Consider the following 23,959-nt stretch of genomic DNA (forward strand, 5'->3'; position numbering starts at 1 on the left):
GCGCGTGCGGTTGTTTCTGGTGACCGGGGCAACCGGCGCCGGCAAGTCCACCGTCGTCCGCGGGCTCCGCGAGCGGGGCCACCGGGCGATCAGCCTCGACGCCGACCCACGGCTGTGCGCCTGGACCGACGCCGCCGGGCGGCGGGTCGAACGGCCCGCCGCACCCGACGCGGCCTGGCTCGCCACGCACCGCTGGACCTGGGATCCGCTGCGCCTGGACGAGATCGTCACCGCCGAGACCGCGGCCGATGCGGCACCGGCGGTGTGGTTGTGCGGGTACGCGGCCAACGCGGCCGAGCTGGCCGACCGCTTCGACGCCGTGTTCCTGCTCGACATCGACCTGGCGACGATGCGGCACCGGTTGCGGGACCGGGTCGGCAACGACTTCGGCCGTGCCGGTGCGACCCTGGACGCCGCCGACACCTATTACCGGGAGTTCACCCGCGCCTGGCGCGGACGCGGCGCGGTGACCATCGACGCGAGCCACGACCCCGGGTCGGTCCTCGCGCGGTTGCTGACCGCCTCCGGTGTGTCGCCGCGCTCGCTCAGGCGGTGAGCAGCTCCGGGCCGAACACCTCGTACGCGATCCGGTCGCCCGGCACCCCGCGGCGCAACAGCCCGGCACGGACGTGATTCATGAACGGCAACGGCCCACAGAGGTGCACGTCGGCGCCCTCGGGCAGCGGGATGCGTTCGGGGTCGACCCGCCCGGAGTTGACCCGGGCGCCGGTGGCGATGTCGGCGTCGCCGTGCTCGTACCAGAGGTCCAGCCGCAACCGGGGCAGGGCCCGGCTCAGGGCGGGCAGGTGCCTGCGCAGCGGGTGGGCGGTGCCGGTGCGGTCGGCGTGCACCAGCACCACGTCGCGGCCGGGGTCGCGGCGGGCCAGATCCTGCAACGCCGACATCGCCGGGGTCACCCCGATGCCCGCGCTGATCAGCAGCAGCGGTCCGTCACCGCCGACACTGCTGACGTCCCCGAACGGCGGGCTCAGCCGCAGCCGGTCCCCCTCCGCGACGCGCTCGTGCAGGTACGTGGAGACGACGCCGTCCGGGCTGCCCGCGCTCCCGCGTACCCGCTTGACAGTGATTTGCCACGTGGGCTGTCCCGGCGCGCCGGAGAGGCTGTACTGGCGGATCTGCCGTCCCGCGCCGCCGCCGAGGTCCACCGCGACGGAGACGTACTGTCCGGGGACGAACTCCCCCGCCGCCCCTCCGTCCGACGGGGTGAGGGTCAGCGAGACGACGTCGTCGGTTTCGACGGTCCGCTCGACGACTTCCCAGCTGCGCCAGACCTGACCGGGGTCGTCGATACCGGCGGCGTGGTAGAGCCGCGCCTCGCGGGCGACGAGTTCGCAGGCGAACAGCCAGTAGACCTCGTCCCAGGCCTGCGCGACCTCGGGCGTGACCGCGTCGCCGAGGACCTCGGCGACCGCGGCCATCAGGTGCCGGCCGACGATCGGGTACTGCGCGGGCGTGATGCCGAGCGACGCGTGCTTGTGGGCGATGCGGTGGGCGATCGGTTCCCACGGCACGGGGTCGTCGCCGAGCAGGTGTGCGGCGTAGCCGACGACCGCCGCGGCCAGCGCCTGGCGTTGCCGCCCGGTGGCCTGGTTGCCCCGGTTGAAGAGGTTCAGCAGGTCGGGGTGCGCGGCGAACATCCGCGGGTAGAAGGCACCGGTGATCTCCTCGGCGTGGTCGCGGACGACGGGCAGGGTCGCCCGGACGACGGCGGCTGACGTGGACGTGAGCACAACACTCCTCGCGGTCGGTGAATCCCGACGTTAGGGACGTGAAACTCACCGTTCGAGGGACCAAAGTCCTGAGTCGACGGTCCGACCGTCCGGCCGATGGCACGAGGGAGGGGCGTCATGCCCTCGTGGCCGCCCTTTCGCGCGGGAGCGATACCGGCCCCGCGGTGCACCCTGAGCCCACGACTACCGAGGAGGCGCAGATGTCGGGCACGGTCTATCTGAGGCGGGGTGACTCAGGGGATTACGTGGAGCAGGTTCAGCAACGACTGACGGAGCTGGGATTCTCGACCGGCGGCGTGGACGGCGGCTACGGCCGCAAGACCGTCGAGGCCGTGCAGGCGTTCCAGGCGACGTACCAGCTGGAGATCACCGGCCAGGTGGACGAGTCCACGTGGGGGATGCTGTTCGGCAGCCACGAGGGCCAGGACATCGCCGCGGACGACCCGGCCGACGCTCCGACCGCGGACCGCCTCGTGGAGCTGTGCCTGCACCAGGTCAACGACAGGTACGTCCTCGGCACGCAGGCGGACCACAACAACCCCGACGAGGACGAGTTCGACTGCGCGGAACTGATCTCCTGGGCGTGCGCCCGGCTCGGCGTCGAGTTCCCCAGCTACTCGGTGTCGCAGATCGACGCGTCGCACCACGCCGGGCTCGGCCTGTCCGTCTCGGACGCCGCGACCACCCGCGGGGCGCTGCTGTTCCGCCGCGCCGGCCACAACGGGTCGAAGTACAACCACGTCGCGATCTCGCTGGGCACCGGCGAGGAGACCATCGAGGCGATGGACAGCAAGCACGGCGTCGCGGTCGGCGAGATCGGTCACCGGTTCACCGACGGCGGCTACATTCCCGGCATCCAGTACCACTGAGCGACAGGGACGCGCTGCGGGCGCGCGGTGCGGGCGGACGAACCGCACACACCGCGCGCTGCCGGATCAGCTGGTGACAAGAAGCTCCGGCGCGCCGAGCCGGGCCAGGTCGGCGGTGGCGTCGTCGGGCTGCTCCTGGGCGGCGCGTTCGGCCTCGACCCGCTGCAGGTAGTGCGTCACCTCACGGTCGAGCTGCTCCGGGCTCCAGTCGAGCACCCCGGCCATGATGGTCGCGGCGGCGCGCGCCGCGGTGGTGCCCCGGTCGAAGGTCTCGATGGAGATCCGGGTACGCCGGGTCAGCAGGTCCTCCAGGTGCCGGGCGTCCTCGTGCAGCGCCGCGTACGCGACCTCCGCCCGCAGGTAGGTCTCGGCGCCCTCCAGCGGCTGCCCCAGGCTCGGGTCCTCCCGTACGAGGGTGAGCACCTCGTCGGTGAGGGAGCCGTAGCGGCGCAGCAGATGCTCCACCGTGGACACGTGCAGCCCCAGTTCGGCGGCCAGCGCGTTGCGCCGGTTGCGCATCGCCACGTGCCCGTCCGCGCCGATCAGCGGGACCTGCTCGGTGCAGGAGCGCGGCACGGTCCGGTTCAGGCCCTTCACGGCGGCGTCCACGGCGTCGGCCGCCATCACCCGGTACGTGGTGAACTTGCCGCCGGCCACGACCACCAGTCCGGGCACCGGGATGGCGACTGTGTGTTCGCGCGACAGCTTGGCGGTCAGCTCCGACTCGCCGGACAGCAGCGGCCGCAGCCCGGCGTACACACCCTGCACGTCGTCGCGGGTCAGCGGCGTGACGAGGACCTTGTTCACCTCCGAGAGGAGGTAATCGACGTCGCGGCTGGACGCGGCGGGGTGCGCCTTGTCGAGGTCCCAGTCGGTGTCCGTGGTGCCGATGATCCAGTGCTGGTCCCACGGGATGACGAACAGCACGCTTGTCGGGGTGCGCAGGATCAACCCCGTCGAGGACTGTACGCGGTCACGCGGCACGACGAGGTGGATGCCCTTGGAGGCCCGTACCGTGAACGGCTTGCGCTCACTGACGAGGTCCTGCACCTCGTCGGTCCACACGCCCGTGGCGTTGATGACCTGCTTGGCGCGGATCTCGACGATCCGGTCGTTCTCCAGGTCCTGCACCCGTACGCCGGTGACGCGTGCCCCGTCGCGCAGGAAGCCGACGACCCTGGCGCGGGAGGCGGCGTGCGCCCCGTACGCGACAGCGGTGCGTACCAGGAACATCGTGAACCGGGCGTCGTCCATCTGCGCGTCGTAGTACTGGATGCCGCCGATCAGCGACTCGGGGCGCAGCGACGGGCATTCCCGCAATGCGGCGCGGCGGGACAGGTGCCGGTGCCGGGGCAGGCCGCGGGCGTGGCCGCTGGAGACGCCCATGGTGTCGTAGAGCATGACGCCGGCGCCCGCGTACAGGCGCTCCCAGCCGCGGTGTTCGAGGGGGTAGAGGAACGGCACCGGGCGCACCAGGTGCGGGGCGAGCTTCTGCACGAGCAGGCCGCGTTCCCGCAGCGCCTCCCGCACCAGGCCGAAGTCGAGCATCTCCAGGTAGCGCAGTCCGCCGTGGATGAGCTTGCTGGACCGGCTGGACGTGCCGCTGGCCCAGTCGCGGGCCTCCAGCAGTCCGACGGACAGGCCGCGGGTGGCGGCGTCCAGGGCGGCACCGGCCCCGACCACCCCGCCGCCGACGACGAGCACGTCGAGTTCCTCACCGCTGGTCATCGCGGCCATCGCCGCATCGCGGCGTTGCGGTGACAAAGTTCCGGTACGCATGGGGTGTTCCTTTCGTGGTCTTCGGACGCGACGGTCCGCGAGGGGGCTCGTGCCTGGTGGGCGGCCGGGCGGGTGCGGTCAGCCGACGTCGACCCAATCGAGGGTGCGGCGTACCGCCTTCTGCCAGCCGGCGTAGCCCTTCTCCCGTTGCTCTTCGGTCCACTCGGGCTGCCAGCACCTGTCTTCGTTCCAGTTCTGGGCGAGTTCGTCGGTGTCGCGCCAAAACCCCACCGCGAGGCCCGCCGCGTACGCGGCGCCCAGCGCGGTGGTTTCGGCGACGACCGGCTTGGAGACGGTGACGCCGAGGATGTCGGCCTGCAGTTGCATGCACAGTTCGTTGGCGGTGATGCCCCCGTCGACGCGCAGCACGTCGAGGGTGACGCCGGAATCGCGGGCCATCGCCTCGATGACGTCGCGGGTCTGGTAGCAGATCGATTCCAACGTCGCCCGGGCCAGGTGCGCGTTGGTGTTGTAGCGGGACAGCCCGACGATCGCGCCGCGCGCGTCCGAGCGCCAGTACGGCGCGAACAGCCCGGAGAACGCCGGGACGAAATACACCCCGCCGCTGTCGGCGACCTGCCGGGCCAGCGCCTCGCTCTCCGACGCGCCGCTGATGATGCCGAGCTGGTCGCGCAGCCACTGCACGGCGGAGCCGGTGACCGCGATGGAGCCTTCCAGGGCGTACACGGGCTTGTCGGTGCCGAACTGGTAGCACACCGTGGTGAGCAGCCCGCTGCGCGATCGGACCACCTCGGTGCCGGTGTTCAGGAGCATGAAGTTGCCCGTACCGTAGGTGTTCTTCACCTGGCCGACGCCGAAGCAGACCTGGCCGACCGTGGCGGCCTGCTGGTCGCCGAGGTCGCCGGTGAGGGCGACCTCGCCGCCGAACGGCCCGGCGGCGAGGGTGTGGCCGTAGCCCTCCGGGTCGGAGGAGGGGCGGATCTCGGGGAGCATGGCCCGGGGGATGTCGAAGAAGGACAGCAGTTCGTCGTCCCAGTCGAGCGTCTCCAGGTCCATCAGCATGGTGCGGCTGGCGTTGGTGACGTCGGTGACGTGGACGCCGCCGTCCGTGCCGCCGGTGAGGTTCCACAGCAGCCAGCTGTCGGTGGTGCCGAACACGGCGTCGCCGGCCTCGGCGGCCGCGCGCACTCCGTCGACGTTCTCCAGGATCCACTGGATCTTTGCGGCCGAGAAGTAGGTAGCGGGCGGCAGGCCCGCCTTGCGGGTGATGACCTCGCCGCGCCCGTCGCGCTGGAGGGCGGCGGCGATCCGATCGGTACGGGTGTCCTGCCAGACGATCGCGTTGTAGTACGGCATTCCGGTACGGCGGTTCCACACCACCGTGGTCTCGCGCTGGTTGGTGACGCCGAGCGCGGCCAGGTCGGTGGCCCGCAGTCCCCGGGCATGCATCGCGGTACGGATGACCGAGCAGGTGCGTTCCCAGATCTCCAGCGGGTTGTGCTCGACCCATCCGGCCCGCGGCAGGATCTGCTCGTGTTCCAGCTGGTGACGACCCACTTCGCGACCCACGTGATCGAAGATCATGAAGCGGGTGCTCGTCGTGCCCTGATCCACGGCACCGACGAAGTCAGCCATGCGGGTCTCTCCTCGCGGGGTTGTCCGAACCGGATGCGTCCACCGGTGTTCCGGCTTCCGACGCTAGGAAGGGCCGATATGGCGGTCAATGCAGGCGGTTCGACAATGTCGAACGTTGTCCGCTGATCACAGCTCGGTTAGCATCGCGAGATGCCCGGAAATGTCCAGTCCATCGAGCGCGCGGCCGCGATCCTGCGGCTGCTGGCGGGCGGGCAGGGACGACTCGGTGTGGTCGAGATCGCACGCTCGCTCGGCCTGCCCAAGGGCACCGCCCACGGCATCCTGCGGACCCTGCAACACGTCCGCTTCGTCGAGCAGGACAAGGCCTCGGGCAAGTACCACCTCGGCGCGGCGCTGCGGCATTTGGGCGCCAGCTATCTCGACGCGAACGAGCTGCGCTCCCGCGCCATCAACTGGGCCGACCCCCTGGCGGCGCGCAGCGGCGAGGCGGTCCGCGTCGGCGCGCTGCGCGACGGCGAGGTCCTCGTCGTCCACCACGTGTTCCGCCCCGACGACACCCAGCAGACACTCGACATGGGTACGCTGCTGCCGCCGCACGCCTGCGCGCTCGGCAAAGTGCTGCTGGCCTTCGACGCCGCCGCCGAGGCCCAGCTGCTGCGCGGCGAGCTGGCGCCGTACACGCATCGCACCCTCGTCGACCGGCGGAAGCTGGCCCGCGCCCTGGCCGAGCTGCGCGAGGCCGGGTGGGGGCTGGACGTGGAGGAGATGACCGTCGGGCAGGCCGGTGTCGCCGCGCCCATCCGCGGACACGGCGGCCTCGTCGTCGGTGCGATCGGGATCACAGGCGCGGTCGAGCGCATCTGCGATACGAAGGGACGGCCGAAACCGAAACTGGTGACGTACGTGTCCGACGCCGCCCGCGCGGTCTCCCGGGACCTGGGCGGGGCACGATGGTGAGCACCGGACGGGAGTACCTGTGAGCGAACGCTACGTGCTCTCGATCGACCAGGGCACCACGTCCACCCGGTGCATCGTGTTCGACCAGCGCGGCCATCTCGTCTCGGTGGTGCAGCGCGAGCACCGCCAGTTCTTCCCCAAACCCGGCTGGGTCGAGCACGACGCCATGGAGATCTGGCAGCACGTGCAGCGCCTGGTGCCCGGCGCGCTGCGCCAGGCCGGAATCACCGCCGACCAGGTCGCCGCGATGGGCATCACGAACCAGCGGGAGACCATCGTGCTGTGGGACCGCCACACCGGCGTCCCGATCGGCCGGGCGATCGTCTGGCAGGACACCCGTACGGCGACGCTGGTGGAGGAACTCGGCGACGCACCGGGCGCGGAGCAGGTCCGGCAGCGGTGCGGGTTGCCGTTCGCGCCCTACTTCTCCGGGCCGCGGGTGCACTGGCTGCTGGCACACACCCTCGGCCTACGGGACCGCGCCGAGCGCGGCGAGGTACTGCTGGGCACCATGGAGAGCTGGCTGATCTGGAACCTCACCGGCGGTACGGACGGCGGCATCCACGTCACCGACGTCACCAACGCCAGCCGCACGATGCTGATGGACATCCGGTCACTGCAATGGGATCCGGGTGCGCTGTCGTTCTTCGGCATCCCCGCCTCGATGCTGCCGGAGATCCGCTCGTCGGTACGGGTGTTCGGGGCGGCGCGGGCGGTGCTGCCCGGCGTACCCATCGCGGCGGCCCTGGGTGACCAGCAGGCCGCGCTGTTCGGGCAGACCTGCTTCGCGCCCGGCGATGCGAAATGCACCTACGGCACGGGCGGTTTCCTGCTCCTCAACACCGGCACCCACCTCGTGGAATCCACCCACGGTCTCCTGAGCACTGTCGCCTACCAGATCGGCGACCAGCCCGCGGTGTACGCGCTGGAGGGCCCGATCGCGGTGACCGGCTCGCTGGTGCAGTGGGTCCGCGACGGGCTCGGCCTGATCGGCAGCGCACCGGAGATCGAGACCCTCGCCCGGACCGTGCAGGACAACGGCGGCTGCTACATCGTGCCCGCCTTCTCCGGGCTGTTCGCCCCGCACTGGCGCAGCGAGGCGCGCGGCGTCATCGTCGGGCTGACCTCCTACATCACGAAGGGGCATCTGGCCCGCGCGGTGCTGGAGGCGACCGGCTGGCAGACCCGCGAGGTGGTCGACGCCATGAACGCCGACTCCGGCCTCGCGCTGCGCAGTCTCAAAGTGGACGGCGGCATGACGTCGGACAACCTGCTCATGCAGTTCATCGCGGACGTGCTCGACGTACCGGTCGACCGGCCCATGGTGGCCGAGACGGTGTCGCTGGGCGCGGCGTACGCGGCCGGGCTCGCGGTCGGCTACTGGCCGGATTTCGACGCGTTGAGCGACCACTGGCACCGGGCCGCGCAGTGGCTGCCCCGGATGGACCCCGACCGGCGCGCCGAGGAATACGACAACTGGCAGCGCGCGGTACAACGCACCTTCGACTGGCACCGGCCACGGCGCCCGCCCCGCCTCGATCGGTAAGGCAGGGAGCCGAAGCACTGCCCCTTCCGGGCACTCGTCCGCTGTGGCCGACAGACCAGCGTGGTCAGCGGACGAGGGACCGCGCCAGGCCGAAGACGTCGGCGAGTCCGCTTGGCAGCACTCGCCACCGTCCGGTGATCCGGTGTTCCAGCGCGAGCGCGACGGCGGTGATCCCGCTCAGCATCGCGTCGAGTTCGAGCGTCCCGCTGCCCTCGAGATACTCGATCACCGCGTCGAGAAATGCCTCGAACGTGCCTGCATCGACGTAGACGAAGTCGTTATCCGGACCCTGGACGCCGCTGTCCCGGCCGACCAGCGCAGCAACCGAGGCGATCTGGGTGCAGAAAAGCTTCGAGGTGTCCAGCGACGGATCCCAGACGTCGCGGCCCGCCACTTCAAAGATCATGCCCATTAGTCGCACCATTTCGTGTGGATTGTGATGCCGTGGTCTGTGGCCAGTTGGGACAACTTCTTCAGGATCTCATCGCGGAATCGCCGCAACACGACTCCTCAAGTCACCCGGGCAATGAAGTGCGTCGGGTGTTCAGCACCTGGGGCTGACTCGACAGCGGTGTATCCACTAAGGACGAGCGGTGGCGGCCGCCCCGCCGTCAGTTCGACCGGTCGACGCTCAGCATCGACTGGACCAGGGCCAGAACGTGACGGCGGTCTGTCGCGTCGAGCCGGGTCAGCGCCGCGACGAGCGACTTCAGCTCCGGATCCACCGTGGACTCCTGCCAGGCGGCGAGCCCGGCCGCGGACGCCGCGGCCGCACTGACCACACCCACCGGTACGGTCAGGCCCTCGGCGAGTCCTTCCAGCGTGGCCCGGTGTGGTGGCCGGCGCAGGTTCTCTGCCGTCGCGAGATGGTGGACCGTCGAGCGTGGAATACCACCCCGGCGCGCCACGTCGGCGTACGACCAGCCCCGCTCCGCCATCCGGTCGCGGATGAGCTGTTGTAGAGGGTTCATCGGCACCCCGTTGTCGTGATCACCTCAGGCGGGTTTCACATTTTACCCACGCAGATATCAAATGTATCGATAGGTTTCGAAGCCTTGTCCCTCCTTACCACCACGCGTAGCGTCCGATATCGATGGACGTTCTGTCCAGCAAGATCGGACGTTGGGAGGAACGATGTCAGCGATGACGTACGCACCTACCATGCCCACGGTCGGCCAGGGCCAGATGCTCGGCGGCTGGGGGGACGGCGGCAGCGCGTACGGCCCACAGCAGGGTGGCCCCCGGTTCGGCCCCGAGCAGATGCAGCACGCCCAGCAGTTGCTGGCGCACCGCATCGCACTGCAGCTGATCCGTCAGCAGGTCATGCACGTGCTGACGCAGCAGCCCGGCCTCACCCAGCAGCTGGAGCAGCTCACACTCATCCAGCAGCAGGCGCAGACCCACCCGCTCGTGCAGGTACTCGCCCAGCACCCCCAGCTGCAGCAGGTCGCGCAGCAGGCCATCCAGCAGCTCACCCACTCCGGGGTGCTCCAGCTCGCCCAGCAGGTCGCTCAGCAACTGGTCCAGCAGCAGCTGATCCAGCAGCAGACCTGGCAGCAACAGCAGCAGTTCGGCCAGCAGCAGTTCACGCCGCAGTACGGCATGGGCCAGAGCCAGCAATACGGCATCGGCCAGCAGCAGGGCCCCGGCCAACAGGGCTACGGCCAGCAGGGGTACGGGCAGCAGGGCTTCGGCCAGCAGGGGTACGGCCAGCAGGGCTTCGGCCAACAGGGTTATGGCCAGTCCGGGTTCGGCCAGCAGCAGCAGTTCCCGTACGGCTTCTCCGGCGGCCAGTTCGGCCGGTAGCGGGTCTCATTCCGCCGGACATCGGCGATCGCCATCGGGCTTCCGTCCCATCAGAACTTGGATCGCGCGTATCCATCAATGATCGGCCTCGGTCGATGAATGGCGCCCGCGTGCGAATCTCGGCCCACGCCCGATCGCGATGCACCGGCGAAATCGACACGCCAACTGAGCTGGGCCGCCGTCCCGCGGCCCAGCTCACGGCCAGTCGTGCGGTGCACGAGCCGGCGAGCGGATCGTCGCGCTGAGCCGGTCGGGCCGGGGCAGAGCCGGCAGGTCCGGGCCGGCGCGACTCCGGGCCGGCGCGCGACTCCAAGCGCCGCGACAGAGAGGCGCGACAGAAGCGCCGCCATAGAAAGGCGCGACAGAAGCGGAAGGAGTAACGCCATGGCCGAACACGGCCAGGCTCCCGGCACCGGCCAGCCGAAGGGGCGGCCCGACAAGGCCGCCGACCGGCGGGCCGAAGCAGCCCAAGCGGCGCCGCCACCCGGCAGCCGAGCCGGCGGCGACGCGGCGCGGCGAGCGGAGCCGGGCAGGCCACGCGACCACGCCACCGGCAGCCGCGGCCCGGCCGCGGGCGAGGGCGGCGAGCACCCCGAAACCCTCCGGCCCCGCCCCGAGCGCTACCTGGTCGCCCCGACCGGCTGGGCCTCACCCACCACCGGACCCACCGATCCGGCGGCGGACGCACAACACCTCATCGAGGCGCTGCAACGCAACCCCGACCTGCGGGTGCTCCGCGTCATCCGCAGCGCCGAACAGCCACCCGCGACCGGAGGCGGTGCCGTGCCGGTCTACCGGCCCGGCACCCGGTTCCCGGCCGTCGCCGTGGTCGAAGCCACCCCGGAGCAGGCGGCGATCCTGGCGGCGCGGCCCGAGTTCCACGTCGACATCGACCACCCGCTCACCCAGGACGAGCCGCTGCCACCGTGGGCGTACGTGCCCGGCACGGGTTCCCTGGACGACGCGGTGCCGATCCGGTTCCAGGTCCGCGACGACCACGGCGAGCCCCTGCCCGACGCGGTGGTCTATGTACACGGCGGCCGCTACCCGGTCGTGGCGCGAACCGACGCGGACGGCACCGCGGAACTGACCGTTCCGGCCGGTTCGCTCGACGGCATACGCGGCGTGTACGTACGTCCCCGCGCCGACTGCTGGGGCACGGTCATCGAGCGGCCGCACCTGTCCGGCACCGAGAGCAACACCGTGGTGTGCCGGCGGCTCGACACTCCCGCGGGCGAGCGCCACGGCGACGGTTGGGCGCGGCGGGCGCTGGGCTTCGACCGGCTGCCACCGACGTACCGGGGGCACGGCGTACGGATAGCGGTCATCGGATCCGGCGTGGACGCCGCGCGCCTCGACGCCGCCGAGGGCATCATGGGCGGCATCGACGTGATCGGTCAGGACGAGAAGTCCTGGGACCAGGACGTGATCGGGCGCTCGACGCACCACGTCGCGCTGATCCTCGGGCACGACGGTGACCAGTTGGTCGGCCTCGCCCCCGAGGCCGAGGTGCACGTGTGCCGGGTTCTCCCCGGCGGGCGGCTCAGCGACCTGATCGAGGCGCTGGACTACTGCATCGCCCAGGAGGTCGACGTCATCGACCTCGGCACGTACGCGAGCGGCGCGGCCGGGCTGGTGGCGTACAAGCTGGAAGAGGCCCGGCAGGCCGGCATCCTCTGCGTGGCCGCCGCCGGCGACACCGGCGGCCCGGTGATGTTCCCCGGCACCGTGCCGGCGGTGCTCACCGTGGGCGCCATCGGCAAGCTCGGCACCAGTCCGCCGGACAGTCTGCACATTTCCCAGCTGTCCGGGATGCCGACGCCCGACGGATACGCGGCCGCCCGGTTCAGTGGTGCCGGGCCGGAGGTCGACCTCTGCGCGCCCGGCGTCGGGATCGTCTCGGCCGTGGCCCCCGAGGGACGCGCCGCCCTCGACGGCACCGGCATCGCCGCGACCCACGTCGCGGCACTGGCGGCGCTCGTCCTCGCCCACCACCCCGATTTCCGGTACGGCTTCGGAATGCGTGGACCGGCAAGGGTGCAACGGCTGGCGCAATTGATCATTGCGAGCTGCCGCCCGCTCCAGGGCGGCGACCCGTACCGGTGCGGTGCCGGGAGGCCGGACGCTCCGGTCGCGGTCGGGCTGGTTCCGCGCTGGACGACGACCAGCGGCCCCGAGACCACCATGCCGGTCGCCGGTGTCGGCCCGGCCGGACAGTCCCCGTCCGCCTACGGATATCCGATGGCCCCGATGCCGCCACAGGTGGACGCGCTGACGGCGGCGGTGCGGGCAGCCGGGTTCCTCGTCCCCGAGCCGGACGAGTGACCTGACCGCGCTCACGACGAACCCCGGCGGCAGGGCTGGGCGGACCCCACGGTCCGCCCGGCCCTGCACGATCCGCGCTCCAGTTGGATCACTGCAGCGGCGACGTTCGGAGTCCTCCGCGGACCGTTCGTCCAGAGGGGACCGGCGTGGGAGGATCCTGCTGTGGAGCTTCGCGGCGGTGGTCTAGTGGTTTGGGACGTGGACGGGACACTGATTCCGGCCGACCTTCGTTGGCTTCGCCGATCGATCGCCAAGGCATACGGACTTACGGAGGCGGAGGTCACCTTTCCCGAAAAGAAGGTGCATGGATATACGGACGAGTCGATCGTCATAGATACCGCCATGGCGTCCGGTGTTTCTCCTGCAGAAGCCGAGAAGGGAATCGGCAGATTTCACGACGCCCTGACATCGGTCATGGCTGGCGGGCGTGAGGAAATGACTCGGATCCAGGCCCCGTACCCGGGCGCCGCGGAAAGCATCACCGCACTACATCAAAGCGGCTATCGACAAACGGTGCTCACCGGCAATGTGCGAAGTGCCGCCGAGTTCAAGCTCGAGACACTCGGCCTCGACCGCTATCTGGATCTCAGAATCGGCGGATTCGGATCGGACGACCGCAATCGATTCAACCTCCCGGGCGTGATCGCACATCGATTTGCAGAGGTTTTCGGATTTCAACTGGAGCCGCGCCGGACGGTTGTCATCGGTGACGCCCCAAACGACATCGCGTGCGCTCGGCACGCGGGGTTCTCGGTTGCCGTGGTCACCCACCGGGCCAGCCGGGAGGAACTGGCCGGCTATGATCCTGATGCGATCCTCGATCACCTTGACCCCATCGAGGTTGTTCCCACAGTCGAGGCCCTGCTCCTGAGGAGCTGAACCGTAGGTCTAGGCAGCTGCCATTCTCAGATCCAGCTCCCGGACTACGGGCTCTCCGTCCCACTGCGTAAGTCGCTGCCGAGCCCGCCTGGCGCGCCTGATGCCTCGGAGATTTCCGACAACCCGCAGCAGCTCGTACGTCTCGCCGAGGAAACCGCAGGACGTTTCCAATTCGCCGAGTTGTGCGTACGCGACCGCGAGATCGACCCGCGCAGCAAGGGTGACATTGAGGTTGAGGTGGTCAGCACTCAATTCCCTGATCGCGGTTTCGAGCTTCTCGACAGCTCTGCTGGGTTGATCCAGCAGAATATGACACGTGCCTTCGTAGACCTTCAGTCGTGATGGGTTCCAGTCGCTGTACAGTCCGACACAGTCCTCCGGAGCGATTTCACCAACGGACTCGCGGGCTCGGCCGAGTGCAGATTCAGTTTGGCCCTCCAGTCGGAGTGCCGCATAGGCCTGGGCCTGTTCCGCAGCAATCCTTGCTCGTGCAGGAGCGCTCAGGGAAATACCGGCACCTGCAGCCACATCGAGGAGTCGGAGGCCGATCATGATCTCACCATCCGCCTCTATCAAGGTGGCGGCCTCAGAGTAGAGGTTGCTTTCGAAGATCCGCGCGGTGGCACCCAGCCGCCGGTTCTCCAGCCGGTCGCCAAGACTTCTGGCATACGCACAGTGCGCGAGCGCCATGTCCCGATTTCCCAATGCGCTCCACAGACGGCTCGCGACCACAGAAGCTTCCCCGAGCATCGCTCCGATCTCCGCGCGCAGCGGATCGGATCTGGCCGCACGCTGGAACAGCGTTGAGAGGCAGTCACGGTGCGCTTCGATGAGCTTCAGCAGAGCCTCTGGCGCCACGGCCTGCCGCTGCTGCGCAAGCATGCTGGTGACGAGCGAGAAGCTGTTCCATCCTCCTTCCGACGAGAGTCCCACTTCGCCCACCCAGTCGTCGGCCGGCGCCGATTGTTGCAGGGACGCGATCCGACGGGCACCGCCGGCCGAATCGGCGCCAACCGGCGGCGCAACGCCCTGCAGAATCACGGCGCTGACGCCGCGCTCGACGTGGCGGGGTCGATGCAGGCCAAGCTCATGATCGGCTGCTGTTCCGGAGACCATCCTCAGTGCAGCTCTGCGCTCGACACCCGGCCAGCGGTGCTCACCGCGCTCGAGCTTCCCGATCCAGCGAGCATCGACGTAGTAGCCCGCCAAGTTCCGACCGGGGTAGAGGTTGTCGAGGGCCTGGTTTACGGCATCGGCCATCTCCTGTCGCGACATGGCCTGCCCGGGACGGCAGGGTGACTGAAGCCGCCCGCGAGCTTGTATCAACAGCGTGTTCGTGCGACGGTTCGCCTCGGTCTCTGGATGACGCGACATTGCACCTCCCCACGTCCATCCAGTACATCAGCGGCGTCCTGACTTCTCAATGAACAGCTGGAGCTGCGGCGACCTCTTCCCGACACGCGACCCCAGGTCATGACCTAATCGGACAGCAAGTCCGCACCGAGGGTCGAATACAGGACCGGTATTCCCCAATCGGGAAACGATCCGAAATCGTGGTTCCCGGACGGGTTGCCGCCCAACGTCATTTCTCACCGAACACGTCGGCTTGGATCGACGGCGCCGCGGCGCCTATGTCAGTACCGACCCGAGGAGTTGGAAATGGATCGCCACCAAATCGACCCTGTACCACCACGTCACTGGATGCCGCGACGAGGCCGTTCGACACCGGTCGATATCACGCACCGACTACGCCTCCGCTGGGCATTTCGACGCCGATGCGTGTGCGGGCTGCGGTGGCCTTGTCTGGACCGTCGACTTCAGCCGACCACGCCGCCGGCGGTCGCGCCGACTCGGCCGTCCTGGGCTGGCCCCACCGAGGTCCTTCCGCAGCAGGGATGGTTCACCCTGACTCCGGGACAGGCGTACCGCTCGAACGGCGGGAGTCGATGACGGAGGAATCGCTCCGTTCTCACGGCGGCGTGGTGCTGCGCCGGGGGCTGCGGCTCCACGTTCCGGACGCCGACTACAAGTACGGCCGGGGAGACATCGACCTGGTTGTCCGAACGGTCCTGGGTTTGGTCGCCGCCGGTGGCGAGCACTGGGTGGAACTGGCTGCGGACGAGGTGCTGTGGGATCACAGCACCCGATCCCGGCTCGTTCAGGTCCGCGTTTCCGCGTTGCGTGGCGTGGTGGCGCCGGACGGTTGAGACTGCTCGTCCGAGTCCGGCCCCCGGGTGGACCCACGAGGCCCATCCGGCCGCGCCTCCGGCTAGCGTCGCGCGCGGGAGGCCAGCATCGCGCAGAACAGGGCGCCCTGCTCGATCGCGTCGTCGAGAGCGACGTGACTGTGCGGGGAGCCGTCGAACCATTCTCGCGGCATCCTGCGTTTCACCGTCTCCCGGAACGGCGTACCGAGAAGGGCCATCGCATACGACTTGAGGTCCAGCGCCGAATGCGAGAACGGACTCGAACCGGCGAACCGGATCAGATACCAGTAGACGAACATGAAGTCGAAGGCGGCCGGATAGCCGACGAACACCGGGCGCCCGGGCAGCCGTTCGAGCCAGGTCCGGTAGGCGGGCATGGCGACGGCCGGATCCTGCTGGTCGGCGCGGCATGCCTCCCACGCCTGCGGCTGGGTCGCCCACCAGGCCATGGTGCTCGGGTCGCCCTCCGCGCCCGGCAGCGTGCTCAGGTTCGCGGTGAACGTACCCAGAAGTTCCTTGTCACCGCTGTAGGCGGCCGACGCGAAGCTCAGCATCGAGTGCGGCCCGGGGATCGGACCGTCCGTCTCGACGTCGGTACTGACGTAGATCTCGGGTCGTGGCACGGCACGCACCGTACGGCACGCGGGCGGCTCCGGCGATGCCATTACGGCGTCGGCATTGCGGCGGACGGACGCGGTCAGTGGGATGGCGGGTTCTCGTCCTGACGGCCGATGGCAATGGACCGGAAAGTGTTGTCCGTACGCGGATGTAGGTTGCCCGGCCTTGCGGCATCCCCGTAGCCTCTCCATTCATGAAGATGATCACACACGGCCGCATTCCCTCGGTGCTGGCCGCTGGCGTCACCCTCCTCGTCGGGGTCGCCGGGACCGTGACCCCCGCGTACGCGGGCGCGAGCGCGACCCCCGGCTCCGCCGGCCTGGGTGACCGGTTGTATCCGAAGCTCGGCAACGGCGGATACGACGTCACGAACTACGACCTGAGCCTGAAGTACGCGGCGAAGGACCCCAAGCAGACCGTCACCGGCAGCGTGTCGATCTGGGCGAACGCCACCCAGAACCTCTCCCGTTTCGACCTCGACTTCGGCGGCGGCCAGGTCGGCGCCGTGTCGGTGAACGGGGCCCCGGCCACGTTCACCCGCTCCGGCGAGGAACTGGTCATCACCCCGGCCCGCTCGCTGCCCAAGGGCAAGGCGTTCCGGGTCATCGTCAACGGCTTCACCGCGACGCCGGTGACGCCGAGCGCCGACGCCCCGGACGGGTTCGTGGCGACCCCCGACGGCTCGGTGCTGGCGGGTCAGCCCGCCTCCAGCCACAAGCTGTTCCCGAGCAACGACCACCCGCGGGACAAGGCGACATACACGATCCGGATGACCGCCCCGGTCGGCTGGACGAGCGTGGCGAACGGCCGGCACGTCACGGACCGTACGCAGAACGGTTACACGACGTCGGTGTACCGCGAGTCGAAGCCGATGGCCAGTGAGCTGGTGCAGGTGGCGGTCGGCGACTTCGTGGTGAAGAACCGCAAGGCCGTCAACAACGTGCCGATCCGCGACGTCGTCCCGCGGCGCCTGGCCAGCAAGCTGCTGCCCAAGGCGGACGTGGAGCGCAAGCAGCTCGCCTGGATGACCAAGAAGGTCGGCGCATACCCGTTCGAGAACTACGGGTCGCTGGTGATCGACGCGAACCTCGGCTTCGCCCTGGAGACGCAGACCCTCTCGCTGTACGACACGGGCCTGTTCGGCGCCCCGAAGTACGTGCTCGACCCGGTCATGACGCACGAGCTGGCGCACCAGTGGTTCGGTGACAGCGTCGCCCCGAAGTCGTGGAGCGACGTCTGGCAGAGCGAGGGCCACGCGACCTGGTACGAGCTGCTCTACGCCGCCGACACCAAGGTCTTCAAGAAGTACACCGGCTTCGCCAACCGGGACGCGTACTTCAAGAGCGTCTACCAGCGGGCCAACCAGACGCGGGCCAAGTACGGCCCGGTCGCCCGCCCGAAGTCGTCCAAGTCGGTGTGGGACGTGTTCAACCCCAACGTGTACGACGGTGGCGCGCTCGTCCTGTACGCCCTGAAGCAGAAGGTCGGCACCGCAAAGTTCGAGAAGATCGAGCGGGCGTGGGTGAAGACCTACCGCGGCAAGTCCGCCTCCACCCAGGACTTCATCGCTCTCGCGTCGAAGACCTCGGGCCGTAACCTCAAGCCCTTCCTGAACAGCTGGCTGTACGGCACGAAGGTGCCGGCCATGCCGGGTCACAAGGACTGGAAGGCGTCCGCCGCGCACTGATCGCGTCAGGTGCTCCGCGGCTCGCCGGGCGGGTCGCGGAGCACCGGGGCGGATAACCGCTGGACATCCACGGCGCCCCGGGTCATACCGCTGCTTTCATGAGCATCGTCCGGGGCGACCGGAGGACCTTCCACCAGCTGCTGGTGAACACCCCTGCTGGTATCGGTGATCAACTTTACCGCCTGGTTCGCGATCACCTTCTACGTCTACCTGCAGACCCGTTCCGTCTTCGCCACCGGCGTGATCTCCGGGATCTTCCTGGTGCTGACCGCGACCACGGGCATCTGGTTCGGCAGCCTGGTCGACCACCACGCCAAGAAGACGATGATGCAGGCGGGCGAACGGCCTGGTCGGCACGACCTCGGGCGTCTCCTTCCTGGTGACCTCCGTGATCAGCGGGGTGCTCGTGGCGGTCGGTGGCATGTTCTGGGTGTTGCTTCTGGCCCTCGCCGTGCTGGCCGTCGCCGTGGTGCGTCTGGCCGCCGTCCCGCTGCGCTCGTCGATCGTCCTGCTCACCGCCGGGATGTACGCGTACATGCTCGGGCTGGTGGCCACGGTCGCGGCGCTGCGCAGCCGGCCGTACCGGAATCTGAGCAGCCGGTATGTGCTGGGCCCGGAGGGTGCCGCCGAGCCCAGCCCCGCGGATCAGGCTTGAGCCTGGAGCTGCTCCCGCAGGATGTCCGCGTGGCCGCAGTGCTGGGCCAGCTCGCGGAGCACGTGCAGATACACCCAGCGCAGCGGGAGCGGGCCGCGCCGGTTGCCGTGCAGCAGGTCGTCCAGTCCCAGCGCCGACGTGCGGCGGCGGGAGGCGTCGCAGACCTCGCGGTAGGCCTGTTGCACAGCGGCGATGGTGTCACCGTCGGCCAGGATGAACGACTCGTCGGGTGTGTCGGGGATGCCGATCTCGCTGCGCGGGCGGCAGGTGATTCCCTCGTCGAACCACACCTGCTCGACGAACGTCGCGTGCTTCACCAGCCCCAGCAGCGTGGTCCGGGAGGGCACCAGCCGCCGGCGGGCCTGCTCCTCGGTCAGGCCCGACAGGCAGTCGTGCAGTGCACGGCGATGCTCGTCGAGGAACACCTCCCATTGCGCGCGGAGCGGCTGATCGAAGACCTCAGCGTCCGTGGTGCTGGAGAACGATGGCATGGGAGCACCCTGCCAAGGTCGGCCTCAGTGGACAACCACCGCCGCGCCCCGCTACGCCCCGGCCTCGGTGATGGTGACGCAGCAGCGGTCGGGGCCGGGGTTGAGCCGGGCGCTCATGTCCGCGGCGCCGACCGCGTCGAGGAGTCCCTCGATGAGGTCGAGGTTCATCCCGCACACCAGCTGGGTGTGCTCGCGGGCGAGCCGGTGGAACGGGCAGTTCGCCAGCACGATCTCGCCGTCGGCGGCCCGCGGCTCGTAGCCGTTGTCGCCGAGCACCGCGGTGACGACCGCACCGGCCGGTGCCTCGTGCGGGGCGACGCTGTCCCCCATGCGATGGCCGGTCGCCCGTGCCGCACTCCGGACCGCCTCGTCGACCGGTAGCCGGTCACGGGCGGCGACGGTGAGCGCCTCGGCCAGGATCTGCCCCGCCAGGTCGTAGTGGCGTTCGGGGAGGGAGACCGCGATGTCGCGGGCCGCGCGGCGGTACAGCTTGGCGGGGCGCCCGGCGCCGGGGCCGGTGCGGCCGGCCGGACGGCGGTACTCGACCTCCAGCAACCCGTCGGCGACGAGGCGGTCGAGGTTGAACTTGGCGACGTGGTGGGCCACGCCCACTCCGGCGGCCGCCTGCTCCCGGCTGACCGGGCCGCCCTGGGCCGCGACGTAGCGGTACAGCTCCCGGCGTACGGGCTCGCCGAGCGCCGCGACGCTGGCCACGTCGGCCTCGAACCTGTCGGTCATCGCCCCAGTCTAACGGACGATCGCGTTGACGAAATTTGCCCGAGCTTCTAACGTCAACGAATCAGTCCGTTAGAAGGAGTTGTCATGATCAGTTCTGCGACGACCGGCGCTTCAGCCGCACCCATCGCCTCCGAGCGCACCCTGTCCGACCCGGCGGTCCAGGCCTTCTGGCTGCTGCGGATCGGGTTCACGGTCGCACCCGTGCTGTTCGGCCTGGACAAGTTCCTCGGCCTGATGACGAACTGGGAGCACTACCTCGCTCCCGCCATCGATCGCCTGGTGCCGGGTGACGCGCACCAGGCGATGCTGGCCGTCGGGGTGGTCGAGATCGTGGCCGGCATCGTCGTGGCGGTCCTGCCCCGCTTCGGCGGCTACCTCGTGGCCGCCTGGCTCGGCGGCATCATCGTCAACCTGCTGCTGCTCGGCGACTTCTACGACGTGGCCCTGCGCGACTTCGGGCTGCTCATCGGCGCGCTGGCCCTGGCCCGCCTCGCCACGTCCATCGCACCCGACGGGCTGCTGTCCCGCCGCTGATCCGGCCCCGTTGGCTGCCGCATCCCGGACGCGGCAGCCACCGCGAACGCCAGGCTCGGCCTTTGCGGATCTTGGTGGCTATTGGCCCCTCCGGGGGCCACTCAGCTCCAAGATCTCGGAAGCCCGGAGGTTTGTGGGGGCCGGTCGATCAGGGGACAGCGTCGAACAACGGAGCCAGCATCAGCGCCGCCGCTCCCGTGGCGACCGCATCGGCGCCCGCAGCGGTCAGGGTGACGCCCACCCGCTGCCGGTCGGGCTCCGGCAGGTGGGCGTCGATCGCCGCGGCCACCTCACGCGGGTAGCGCTCCGGGTCGCCGAGCGGGACCGGGCCACCTAGGACGAGGTGCTCGATGTCGAGCAGCCGGACCAGGTTGGCCGCCGCGATCCCGACCAGCCGCGCCGAGCCCGCGACATCACCGGCGTCGACCGCGGCCCGGCACAGCGCCTCCAGGCAACCACGATTGCCGCACGCGCAGACCGGCCCGTCCAGCTGGATGATCTGGTGGCCGAACTCGCCCGCGAGGGTCCGCCGTCCACGATGGACCCGGCCGCCGAGGACGAGACCGGCGCCGAGCCCGGGCCCGTGATAGACGTACGCGAAGCTGCCCGGCAGCGTGACGCCGGAGAGGCACTCGCCGAGCGCGGCCGCGTTGGTGTCCTTGTCGAGCGTGACCGGCGAGCCGAACCGGTCGGCGACCGCGTTCCGCAGCGGGAAGCCGTCCCAGGCGGGCAGCCCGGTCACCCGGTGCAGGACGCCGGCGTCGTGGTCGAGCGGGCCGGGGCAGGCGATGCCCACGCCGACCATCCGACCGGTGTCGTCCGCGTCGGCCAGCACGGCGTGGACGGCGTCGACCACGGCATCCAGGGCACGCTGCGGACCCGCGGTCATCCCGTACGGGATGTGCCGCCGGGCGACCGCGCGACCGGTGAGATCGGTGCGGACGACGGTGGCGTCGGCGCGGTCCAGGTGCACCCCGACGGCGTGGCGCGCGGCGGGATCGAGCCGCAGCAACGTCCGCGGCTTGCCGCCGGTGGCGCCCGCGCGCCCGGCCTCGGTGACCAGGCCCTCGTCGCGCAACCGGTTGACGATCTTGGTGATGGCCTGGGCGGTGAGCCCGGTCCGGCCGGCCAGCTCGACCCGGCTGATGCCGTCCGCACCGCGGACGAGGTCGAGCACGAGGGCGGCGTTGTGGTCCCGGACCACCGGCAGGTTGGCGCCCGCGGCGCCCCGGACAGCGCTGGGCATGGTGACCATTCTGGCCGACGCTTGCCGTAAGTCAACAGTGTTGATTAACTGACGGCATGAGCACACCGTCCCTGCGCGTCGGGCTGATCGGCTACGGCCTGGCCGGCGCGACGTTCCACGCCCCGTTCATCAGCACCACGCCGGGCATGCGGCTGAGCGCGGTGGTGACAGCGAATCCCGACCGGCGCGCCCTGGCGACCCGCGACCACCCGGACGCCGAGGTCGTGGCCGACGCTCCCGCGCTGTGGGCTCGGGCCGCCGACCTCGACCTCGTCGTGGTCGCCACCCCCAACCGAAGCCACGTGCCGCTGGCCCGGGCCGCCCTGGAGGCGGGTCTCCCGGTCGTGGTCGACAAGCCCCTCGCCGCCACCTCGGCCGACGGGCAGGCCCTGATCGATCTCGCCGCCGCCCGCGGCCTGCCGCTGACCGTGTTCCAGAACCGGCGCTGGGACAGCGACTACCGCACCGCCCGCCGCCTGGTCGCCGACGGCGCGCTCGGCGAGATCCTGCGCCTGGAGTCCCGGTACGAGCGGTGGCGCCCGACGCCGGGCACCGGCTGGCGCGAGGGTGACGACCCGGCCGACGCCGGTGGCCTGCTCTACGATCTCGGCAGCCACCTCATCGACCAGGCGCTGCACCTGCTCGGACCGGCCACCGAGGTGTACGCCGAAGTGGACCGCCGCCGACCCGGCGCGCGCGTGGACGACGACGTCTTCGTGGCCCTGCGCCACGCGGGCGGGGCCCGTTCCCACCTGTGGATGAGCGCGGTCGCCGCCGACCCCGGGCCGCGGCTGCGGTTGCTCGGCGACCGGGCCGCGTTCACGATCCACGGCCTGGACGGCCAGGAGAGCGCGTTGCGCGCCGGGCAGATGCCGGGCAGCCCGGACTGGGGCCGGGAGGATTCCGAGCGGTGGGGACGGCTGACCACCGACGGCACCAGCGAGACCGTGCCCAGCGCGCCCGGCGCCTACCAGGAGTTCTACGCGGGCGTGGTCGCCATGCTGCGCGACGGTGCCCCGGCGCCGGTCGATCCGCGGGACGCCGTGGCGGGGCTCGCCGTCCTGGAGGCCGCCCGCCTCTCCGCCGCCGAGCGACGCGTGATCATCCTGGCGAGCTGATCGCCCGGCGGCAGAATGCATCAACTCCGTCCCCGGTCGGCCGATATCGAGGGGGTTAAGGTCCGTCCCCTGGGAGGAAGCCATGCCGGCTCGCTGGTCAGGTCGTCCGGTGCCGGACAACGCCGCGGCCCAGTGGGTCGCCCGCCTGCCCCGAGTGGGCCTGGGCAGCGTCGTCGGCAGGGAGATGATCGTGCAGTCGCCCTCGCACGTCCGCAGCGGCGACCTGATCATCTCGGGTGGGGAGCGGTACCGGGTGGACCGGACCGATCCCCCAGTCAACAACGTCGTCCAGGTCCACCTGGCCTACAACGAGGGGCGGAGCAGCCTCTACCTGCACGCCTCTTCGCCGGTCCGGGTCGTCCGGGCCAAGCGGCGCAAGCGCCCCACCAACGCATCCGGCTGACGGCTCAGTCGGCGCCGCGGCGCCGTTGTTCGAGGAGCTGGCTGAAGACGTACTTCCGGATGGTGTCCGCTTCCTTGATCTTCAGATCGGTGAACGACAGTCCGAGTTCGGTCGGTCGTTCCGCGTCGCCGCGCAACACCCGGACGACCATCGCGGGCGCGACCATCTGCTGACCAGCGAGGAATTCGGCGACCACCTGGTCGCCCACCTTGATCCCGGCATCCGATTGAACGTTGCAGCGCAGCCCGCCCTCGCTGATGTCGATGGCGATGACATCGACCTGCTTGCCGGCATGCTTCACGACCACCGGCAGGTTCACGCTGGCCCGGACGAAGGCCCGCCGCTGGCAGCGCGCCGCCGGTGCGGTCAGGCGGACCACCCAGGTCGGTGCGGGCTGCCGGCTCGTCTCCACCACCTCGATGGGTGCCTGTCGCAGGTTGCTGCCGGCGCCCCAGACGATCAGACCGCCCTCGCCACTGTCGGGCAGCACGAAGCGCCCCGTGCGATCGATCGGCTCGGCGAGCAGCACGGTGTCCCCAGTGATGGCGCCGATCACCGCGGCGAGTGGTTCGGTGCGCGAGTCGAGCGTCACGTCGACGAGATCGTTGACGTCCGGGACCTCCACCGGATCAGCGCTGCCCACCTGCTCCTCCCCGCCATCACATCTACGGGGAAGGATAGACGCCTACCCGGCACCACGCCCTAAAACGGGGCAATTCTCTTTCGCCCGGACGGGCGGCCGCGCTTGTCGGAAGCCCCCATTCCGACGTTGGCAGCGACGCCACGCGATCTG

General features: G+C 70.2%; 24 protein-coding genes. 13 read left to right on the forward strand and 11 right to left on the reverse strand.

Features of this window, described 5'->3' with window-relative positions:
• Positions 1-4: 4 nt before the first annotated feature.
• Positions 5-556, forward strand: coding sequence for a hypothetical protein (locus ACMCNN_RS28790; RefSeq protein WP_412743616.1), 552 nt, complete (start codon positions 5-7; stop codon positions 554-556).
• On the opposite strand, the gene ACMCNN_RS28795 is transcribed toward ACMCNN_RS28790, so the two are convergent.
• A complete protein-coding gene (locus ACMCNN_RS28795) occupies positions 546-1,751 on the reverse strand; it encodes a globin domain-containing protein (RefSeq protein WP_412743617.1) in 1,206 nt (401 codons plus the stop codon). The genes ACMCNN_RS28790 and ACMCNN_RS28795 overlap by 11 nt on opposite strands.
• Before the next feature lie 245 nt (positions 1,752-1,996).
• Here ACMCNN_RS28795 and ACMCNN_RS28800 point away from each other — a divergent pair, with 245 nt between their 5' ends.
• Positions 1,997-2,620, forward strand: coding sequence for a peptidoglycan-binding domain-containing protein (locus tag ACMCNN_RS28800; protein WP_412743618.1), 624 nt, complete (start codon positions 1,997-1,999; stop codon positions 2,618-2,620).
• A 66-nt stretch (positions 2,621-2,686) separates the two neighbouring features.
• Here the strand turns inward: ACMCNN_RS28800 and ACMCNN_RS28805 are convergent, their stop codons facing one another.
• Together ACMCNN_RS28805 and glpK (ACMCNN_RS28810) are read right to left on the reverse strand one after the other, a co-directional pair.
• Positions 2,687-4,399 (reverse strand): glycerol-3-phosphate dehydrogenase/oxidase, encoded by a 1,713-nt coding sequence (locus ACMCNN_RS28805; RefSeq protein ID WP_412743619.1) that lies wholly within the window; start codon positions 4,397-4,399, stop codon positions 2,687-2,689.
• 78 nt (positions 4,400-4,477) lie between these two features.
• The gene (glpK, locus tag ACMCNN_RS28810) at positions 4,478-5,995 is read right to left on the reverse strand and encodes a glycerol kinase GlpK (protein ID WP_412743620.1); all 1,518 of its coding nucleotides are present in this window, start codon (positions 5,993-5,995) and stop codon (positions 4,478-4,480) included.
• A 150-nt stretch (positions 5,996-6,145) separates the two neighbouring features.
• Here glpK (ACMCNN_RS28810) and ACMCNN_RS28815 point away from each other — a divergent pair, with 150 nt between their 5' ends.
• Both ACMCNN_RS28815 and glpK (ACMCNN_RS28820) read left to right on the forward strand, forming a co-directional pair.
• Positions 6,146-6,913 carry an IclR family transcriptional regulator gene (locus ACMCNN_RS28815; RefSeq protein ID WP_412743621.1) on the forward strand — a complete coding sequence of 256 codons (768 nt, stop codon included), beginning with the start codon at positions 6,146-6,148 and terminating at the stop codon, positions 6,911-6,913.
• 19 nt (positions 6,914-6,932) lie between these two features.
• A complete protein-coding gene (glpK, locus tag ACMCNN_RS28820) occupies positions 6,933-8,459 on the forward strand; it encodes a glycerol kinase GlpK (protein WP_412743622.1) in 1,527 nt (508 codons plus the stop codon).
• A gap of 64 nt (positions 8,460-8,523) precedes the next feature.
• Here the strand turns inward: glpK (ACMCNN_RS28820) and ACMCNN_RS28825 are convergent, their stop codons facing one another.
• Together ACMCNN_RS28825 and ACMCNN_RS28830 are read right to left on the reverse strand one after the other, a co-directional pair.
• The gene (locus tag ACMCNN_RS28825) at positions 8,524-8,871 is read right to left on the reverse strand and encodes a DUF6086 family protein (RefSeq protein ID WP_412743623.1); all 348 of its coding nucleotides are present in this window, start codon (positions 8,869-8,871) and stop codon (positions 8,524-8,526) included.
• A 199-nt stretch (positions 8,872-9,070) separates the two neighbouring features.
• A complete protein-coding gene (locus ACMCNN_RS28830; protein WP_412743624.1) occupies positions 9,071-9,430 on the reverse strand; it encodes a helix-turn-helix domain-containing protein in 360 nt (119 codons plus the stop codon).
• 172 nt (positions 9,431-9,602) lie between these two features.
• Here ACMCNN_RS28830 and ACMCNN_RS28835 point away from each other — a divergent pair, with 172 nt between their 5' ends.
• The 3 genes from ACMCNN_RS28835 to ACMCNN_RS28845 all read left to right on the forward strand — a co-directional run bounded on the left by ACMCNN_RS28835 (position 9,603) and on the right by ACMCNN_RS28845 (position 13,469).
• Positions 9,603-10,265 carry a hypothetical protein gene (locus ACMCNN_RS28835; protein ID WP_412743625.1) on the forward strand — a complete coding sequence of 221 codons (663 nt, stop codon included), beginning with the start codon at positions 9,603-9,605 and terminating at the stop codon, positions 10,263-10,265.
• A 384-nt stretch (positions 10,266-10,649) separates the two neighbouring features.
• Positions 10,650-12,590, forward strand: a complete 1,941-nt coding sequence (locus ACMCNN_RS28840; RefSeq protein WP_412743626.1) for a S8 family serine peptidase — start codon at positions 10,650-10,652, stop codon at positions 12,588-12,590.
• A gap of 162 nt (positions 12,591-12,752) precedes the next feature.
• The gene (locus ACMCNN_RS28845) at positions 12,753-13,469 is read left to right on the forward strand and encodes an HAD family hydrolase (RefSeq protein ID WP_412743627.1); all 717 of its coding nucleotides are present in this window, start codon (positions 12,753-12,755) and stop codon (positions 13,467-13,469) included.
• Between the two features lie 9 nt (positions 13,470-13,478).
• On the opposite strand, the gene ACMCNN_RS28850 is transcribed toward ACMCNN_RS28845, so the two are convergent.
• The gene (locus ACMCNN_RS28850) at positions 13,479-14,744 is read right to left on the reverse strand and encodes an XRE family transcriptional regulator (RefSeq protein WP_412743628.1); all 1,266 of its coding nucleotides are present in this window, start codon (positions 14,742-14,744) and stop codon (positions 13,479-13,481) included.
• Between the two features lie 671 nt (positions 14,745-15,415).
• On the opposite strand from ACMCNN_RS28850, the gene ACMCNN_RS28855 reads away from it, so the two are divergent.
• Positions 15,416-15,676, forward strand: coding sequence for a hypothetical protein (locus ACMCNN_RS28855; protein WP_412743629.1), 261 nt, complete (start codon positions 15,416-15,418; stop codon positions 15,674-15,676).
• Between the two features lie 62 nt (positions 15,677-15,738).
• On the opposite strand, the gene ACMCNN_RS28860 is transcribed toward ACMCNN_RS28855, so the two are convergent.
• Positions 15,739-16,299: an exonuclease gene (locus tag ACMCNN_RS28860; protein WP_412743630.1), complete on the reverse strand. Its 561-nt coding sequence runs from the start codon at positions 16,297-16,299 to the stop codon at positions 15,739-15,741.
• 188 nt (positions 16,300-16,487) lie between these two features.
• Here ACMCNN_RS28860 and ACMCNN_RS28865 point away from each other — a divergent pair, with 188 nt between their 5' ends.
• Complete coding sequence (locus ACMCNN_RS28865; RefSeq protein WP_412743631.1) at positions 16,488-17,981, forward strand: M1 family metallopeptidase; 1,494 nt, start codon at positions 16,488-16,490, stop codon at positions 17,979-17,981.
• Between the two features lie 379 nt (positions 17,982-18,360).
• Positions 18,361-18,636: a hypothetical protein gene (locus ACMCNN_RS28870; RefSeq protein ID WP_412743632.1), complete on the forward strand. Its 276-nt coding sequence runs from the start codon at positions 18,361-18,363 to the stop codon at positions 18,634-18,636.
• On the opposite strand, the gene ACMCNN_RS28875 is transcribed toward ACMCNN_RS28870, so the two are convergent.
• Together ACMCNN_RS28875 and ACMCNN_RS28880 are read right to left on the reverse strand one after the other, a co-directional pair.
• The gene (locus tag ACMCNN_RS28875) at positions 18,627-19,127 is read right to left on the reverse strand and encodes a DinB family protein (RefSeq protein ID WP_412743633.1); all 501 of its coding nucleotides are present in this window, start codon (positions 19,125-19,127) and stop codon (positions 18,627-18,629) included. The two genes, ACMCNN_RS28870 and ACMCNN_RS28875, sit on opposite strands and share 10 nt — an antisense overlap.
• Before the next feature lie 51 nt (positions 19,128-19,178).
• Positions 19,179-19,865: a helix-turn-helix transcriptional regulator gene (locus ACMCNN_RS28880; protein ID WP_412743634.1), complete on the reverse strand. Its 687-nt coding sequence runs from the start codon at positions 19,863-19,865 to the stop codon at positions 19,179-19,181.
• A gap of 84 nt (positions 19,866-19,949) precedes the next feature.
• Here ACMCNN_RS28880 and ACMCNN_RS28885 point away from each other — a divergent pair, with 84 nt between their 5' ends.
• Positions 19,950-20,399: a hypothetical protein gene (locus ACMCNN_RS28885; protein ID WP_412743635.1), complete on the forward strand. Its 450-nt coding sequence runs from the start codon at positions 19,950-19,952 to the stop codon at positions 20,397-20,399.
• A gap of 148 nt (positions 20,400-20,547) precedes the next feature.
• Here the strand turns inward: ACMCNN_RS28885 and ACMCNN_RS28890 are convergent, their stop codons facing one another.
• Entirely contained in the window at positions 20,548-21,645 is a 1,098-nt protein-coding gene (locus tag ACMCNN_RS28890; protein ID WP_412743636.1) for an ROK family protein, read from the reverse strand.
• A 56-nt stretch (positions 21,646-21,701) separates the two neighbouring features.
• Between ACMCNN_RS28890 and ACMCNN_RS28895 the strand changes: the two genes are divergently transcribed.
• A complete protein-coding gene (locus ACMCNN_RS28895) occupies positions 21,702-22,763 on the forward strand; it encodes a Gfo/Idh/MocA family oxidoreductase (protein ID WP_412743637.1) in 1,062 nt (353 codons plus the stop codon).
• A 109-nt stretch (positions 22,764-22,872) separates the two neighbouring features.
• Positions 22,873-23,166: a hypothetical protein gene (locus tag ACMCNN_RS28900; RefSeq protein WP_412743638.1), complete on the forward strand. Its 294-nt coding sequence runs from the start codon at positions 22,873-22,875 to the stop codon at positions 23,164-23,166.
• Positions 23,167-23,170: 4 nt separating this feature from the next.
• Here ACMCNN_RS28900 and ACMCNN_RS28905 read toward each other — a convergent pair whose 3' ends face one another.
• Positions 23,171-23,809, reverse strand: coding sequence for a flagellar brake protein (locus ACMCNN_RS28905; protein ID WP_412743639.1), 639 nt, complete (start codon positions 23,807-23,809; stop codon positions 23,171-23,173).
• Positions 23,810-23,959 lie beyond the last annotated feature (150 nt).

The organism is Krasilnikovia sp. MM14-A1004 (genome assembly GCF_047159485.1).
Classification (GTDB): Bacteria; Actinomycetota; Actinomycetes; order Mycobacteriales; family Micromonosporaceae; genus Actinoplanes.

Coding starts and splice junctions, on each gene's coding strand:
- ACMCNN_RS28805 (WP_412743619.1), bottom strand. CDS start 4,399: ATGCGTACCGGAACTTTGTCACCGCAACGCCGCGATGCGGCGATGGCC.
- glpK (WP_412743620.1), bottom strand. CDS start 5,995: ATGGCTGACTTCGTCGGTGCCGTGGATCAGGGCACGACGAGCACCCGC.
- ACMCNN_RS28815 (WP_412743621.1), top strand. CDS start 6,146: ATGCCCGGAAATGTCCAGTCCATCGAGCGCGCGGCCGCGATCCTGCGG.
- ACMCNN_RS28825 (WP_412743623.1), bottom strand. CDS start 8,871: ATGGGCATGATCTTTGAAGTGGCGGGCCGCGACGTCTGGGATCCGTCG.
- ACMCNN_RS28830 (WP_412743624.1), bottom strand. CDS start 9,430: ATGAACCCTCTACAACAGCTCATCCGCGACCGGATGGCGGAGCGGGGC.
- ACMCNN_RS28835 (WP_412743625.1), top strand. CDS start 9,603: ATGACGTACGCACCTACCATGCCCACGGTCGGCCAGGGCCAGATGCTC.
- ACMCNN_RS28840 (WP_412743626.1), top strand. CDS start 10,650: ATGGCCGAACACGGCCAGGCTCCCGGCACCGGCCAGCCGAAGGGGCGG.
- ACMCNN_RS28850 (WP_412743628.1), bottom strand. CDS start 14,744: ATGTCGCGACAGGAGATGGCCGATGCCGTAAACCAGGCCCTCGACAAC.
- ACMCNN_RS28855 (WP_412743629.1), top strand. CDS start 15,416: ATGACGGAGGAATCGCTCCGTTCTCACGGCGGCGTGGTGCTGCGCCGG.
- ACMCNN_RS28865 (WP_412743631.1), top strand. CDS start 16,488: ATGAAGATGATCACACACGGCCGCATTCCCTCGGTGCTGGCCGCTGGC.
- ACMCNN_RS28875 (WP_412743633.1), bottom strand. CDS start 19,127: ATGCCATCGTTCTCCAGCACCACGGACGCTGAGGTCTTCGATCAGCCG.
- ACMCNN_RS28880 (WP_412743634.1), bottom strand. CDS start 19,865: ATGACCGACAGGTTCGAGGCCGACGTGGCCAGCGTCGCGGCGCTCGGC.
- ACMCNN_RS28885 (WP_412743635.1), top strand. CDS start 19,950: ATGATCAGTTCTGCGACGACCGGCGCTTCAGCCGCACCCATCGCCTCC.
- ACMCNN_RS28890 (WP_412743636.1), bottom strand. CDS start 21,645: ATGCCCAGCGCTGTCCGGGGCGCCGCGGGCGCCAACCTGCCGGTGGTC.
- ACMCNN_RS28895 (WP_412743637.1), top strand. CDS start 21,702: ATGAGCACACCGTCCCTGCGCGTCGGGCTGATCGGCTACGGCCTGGCC.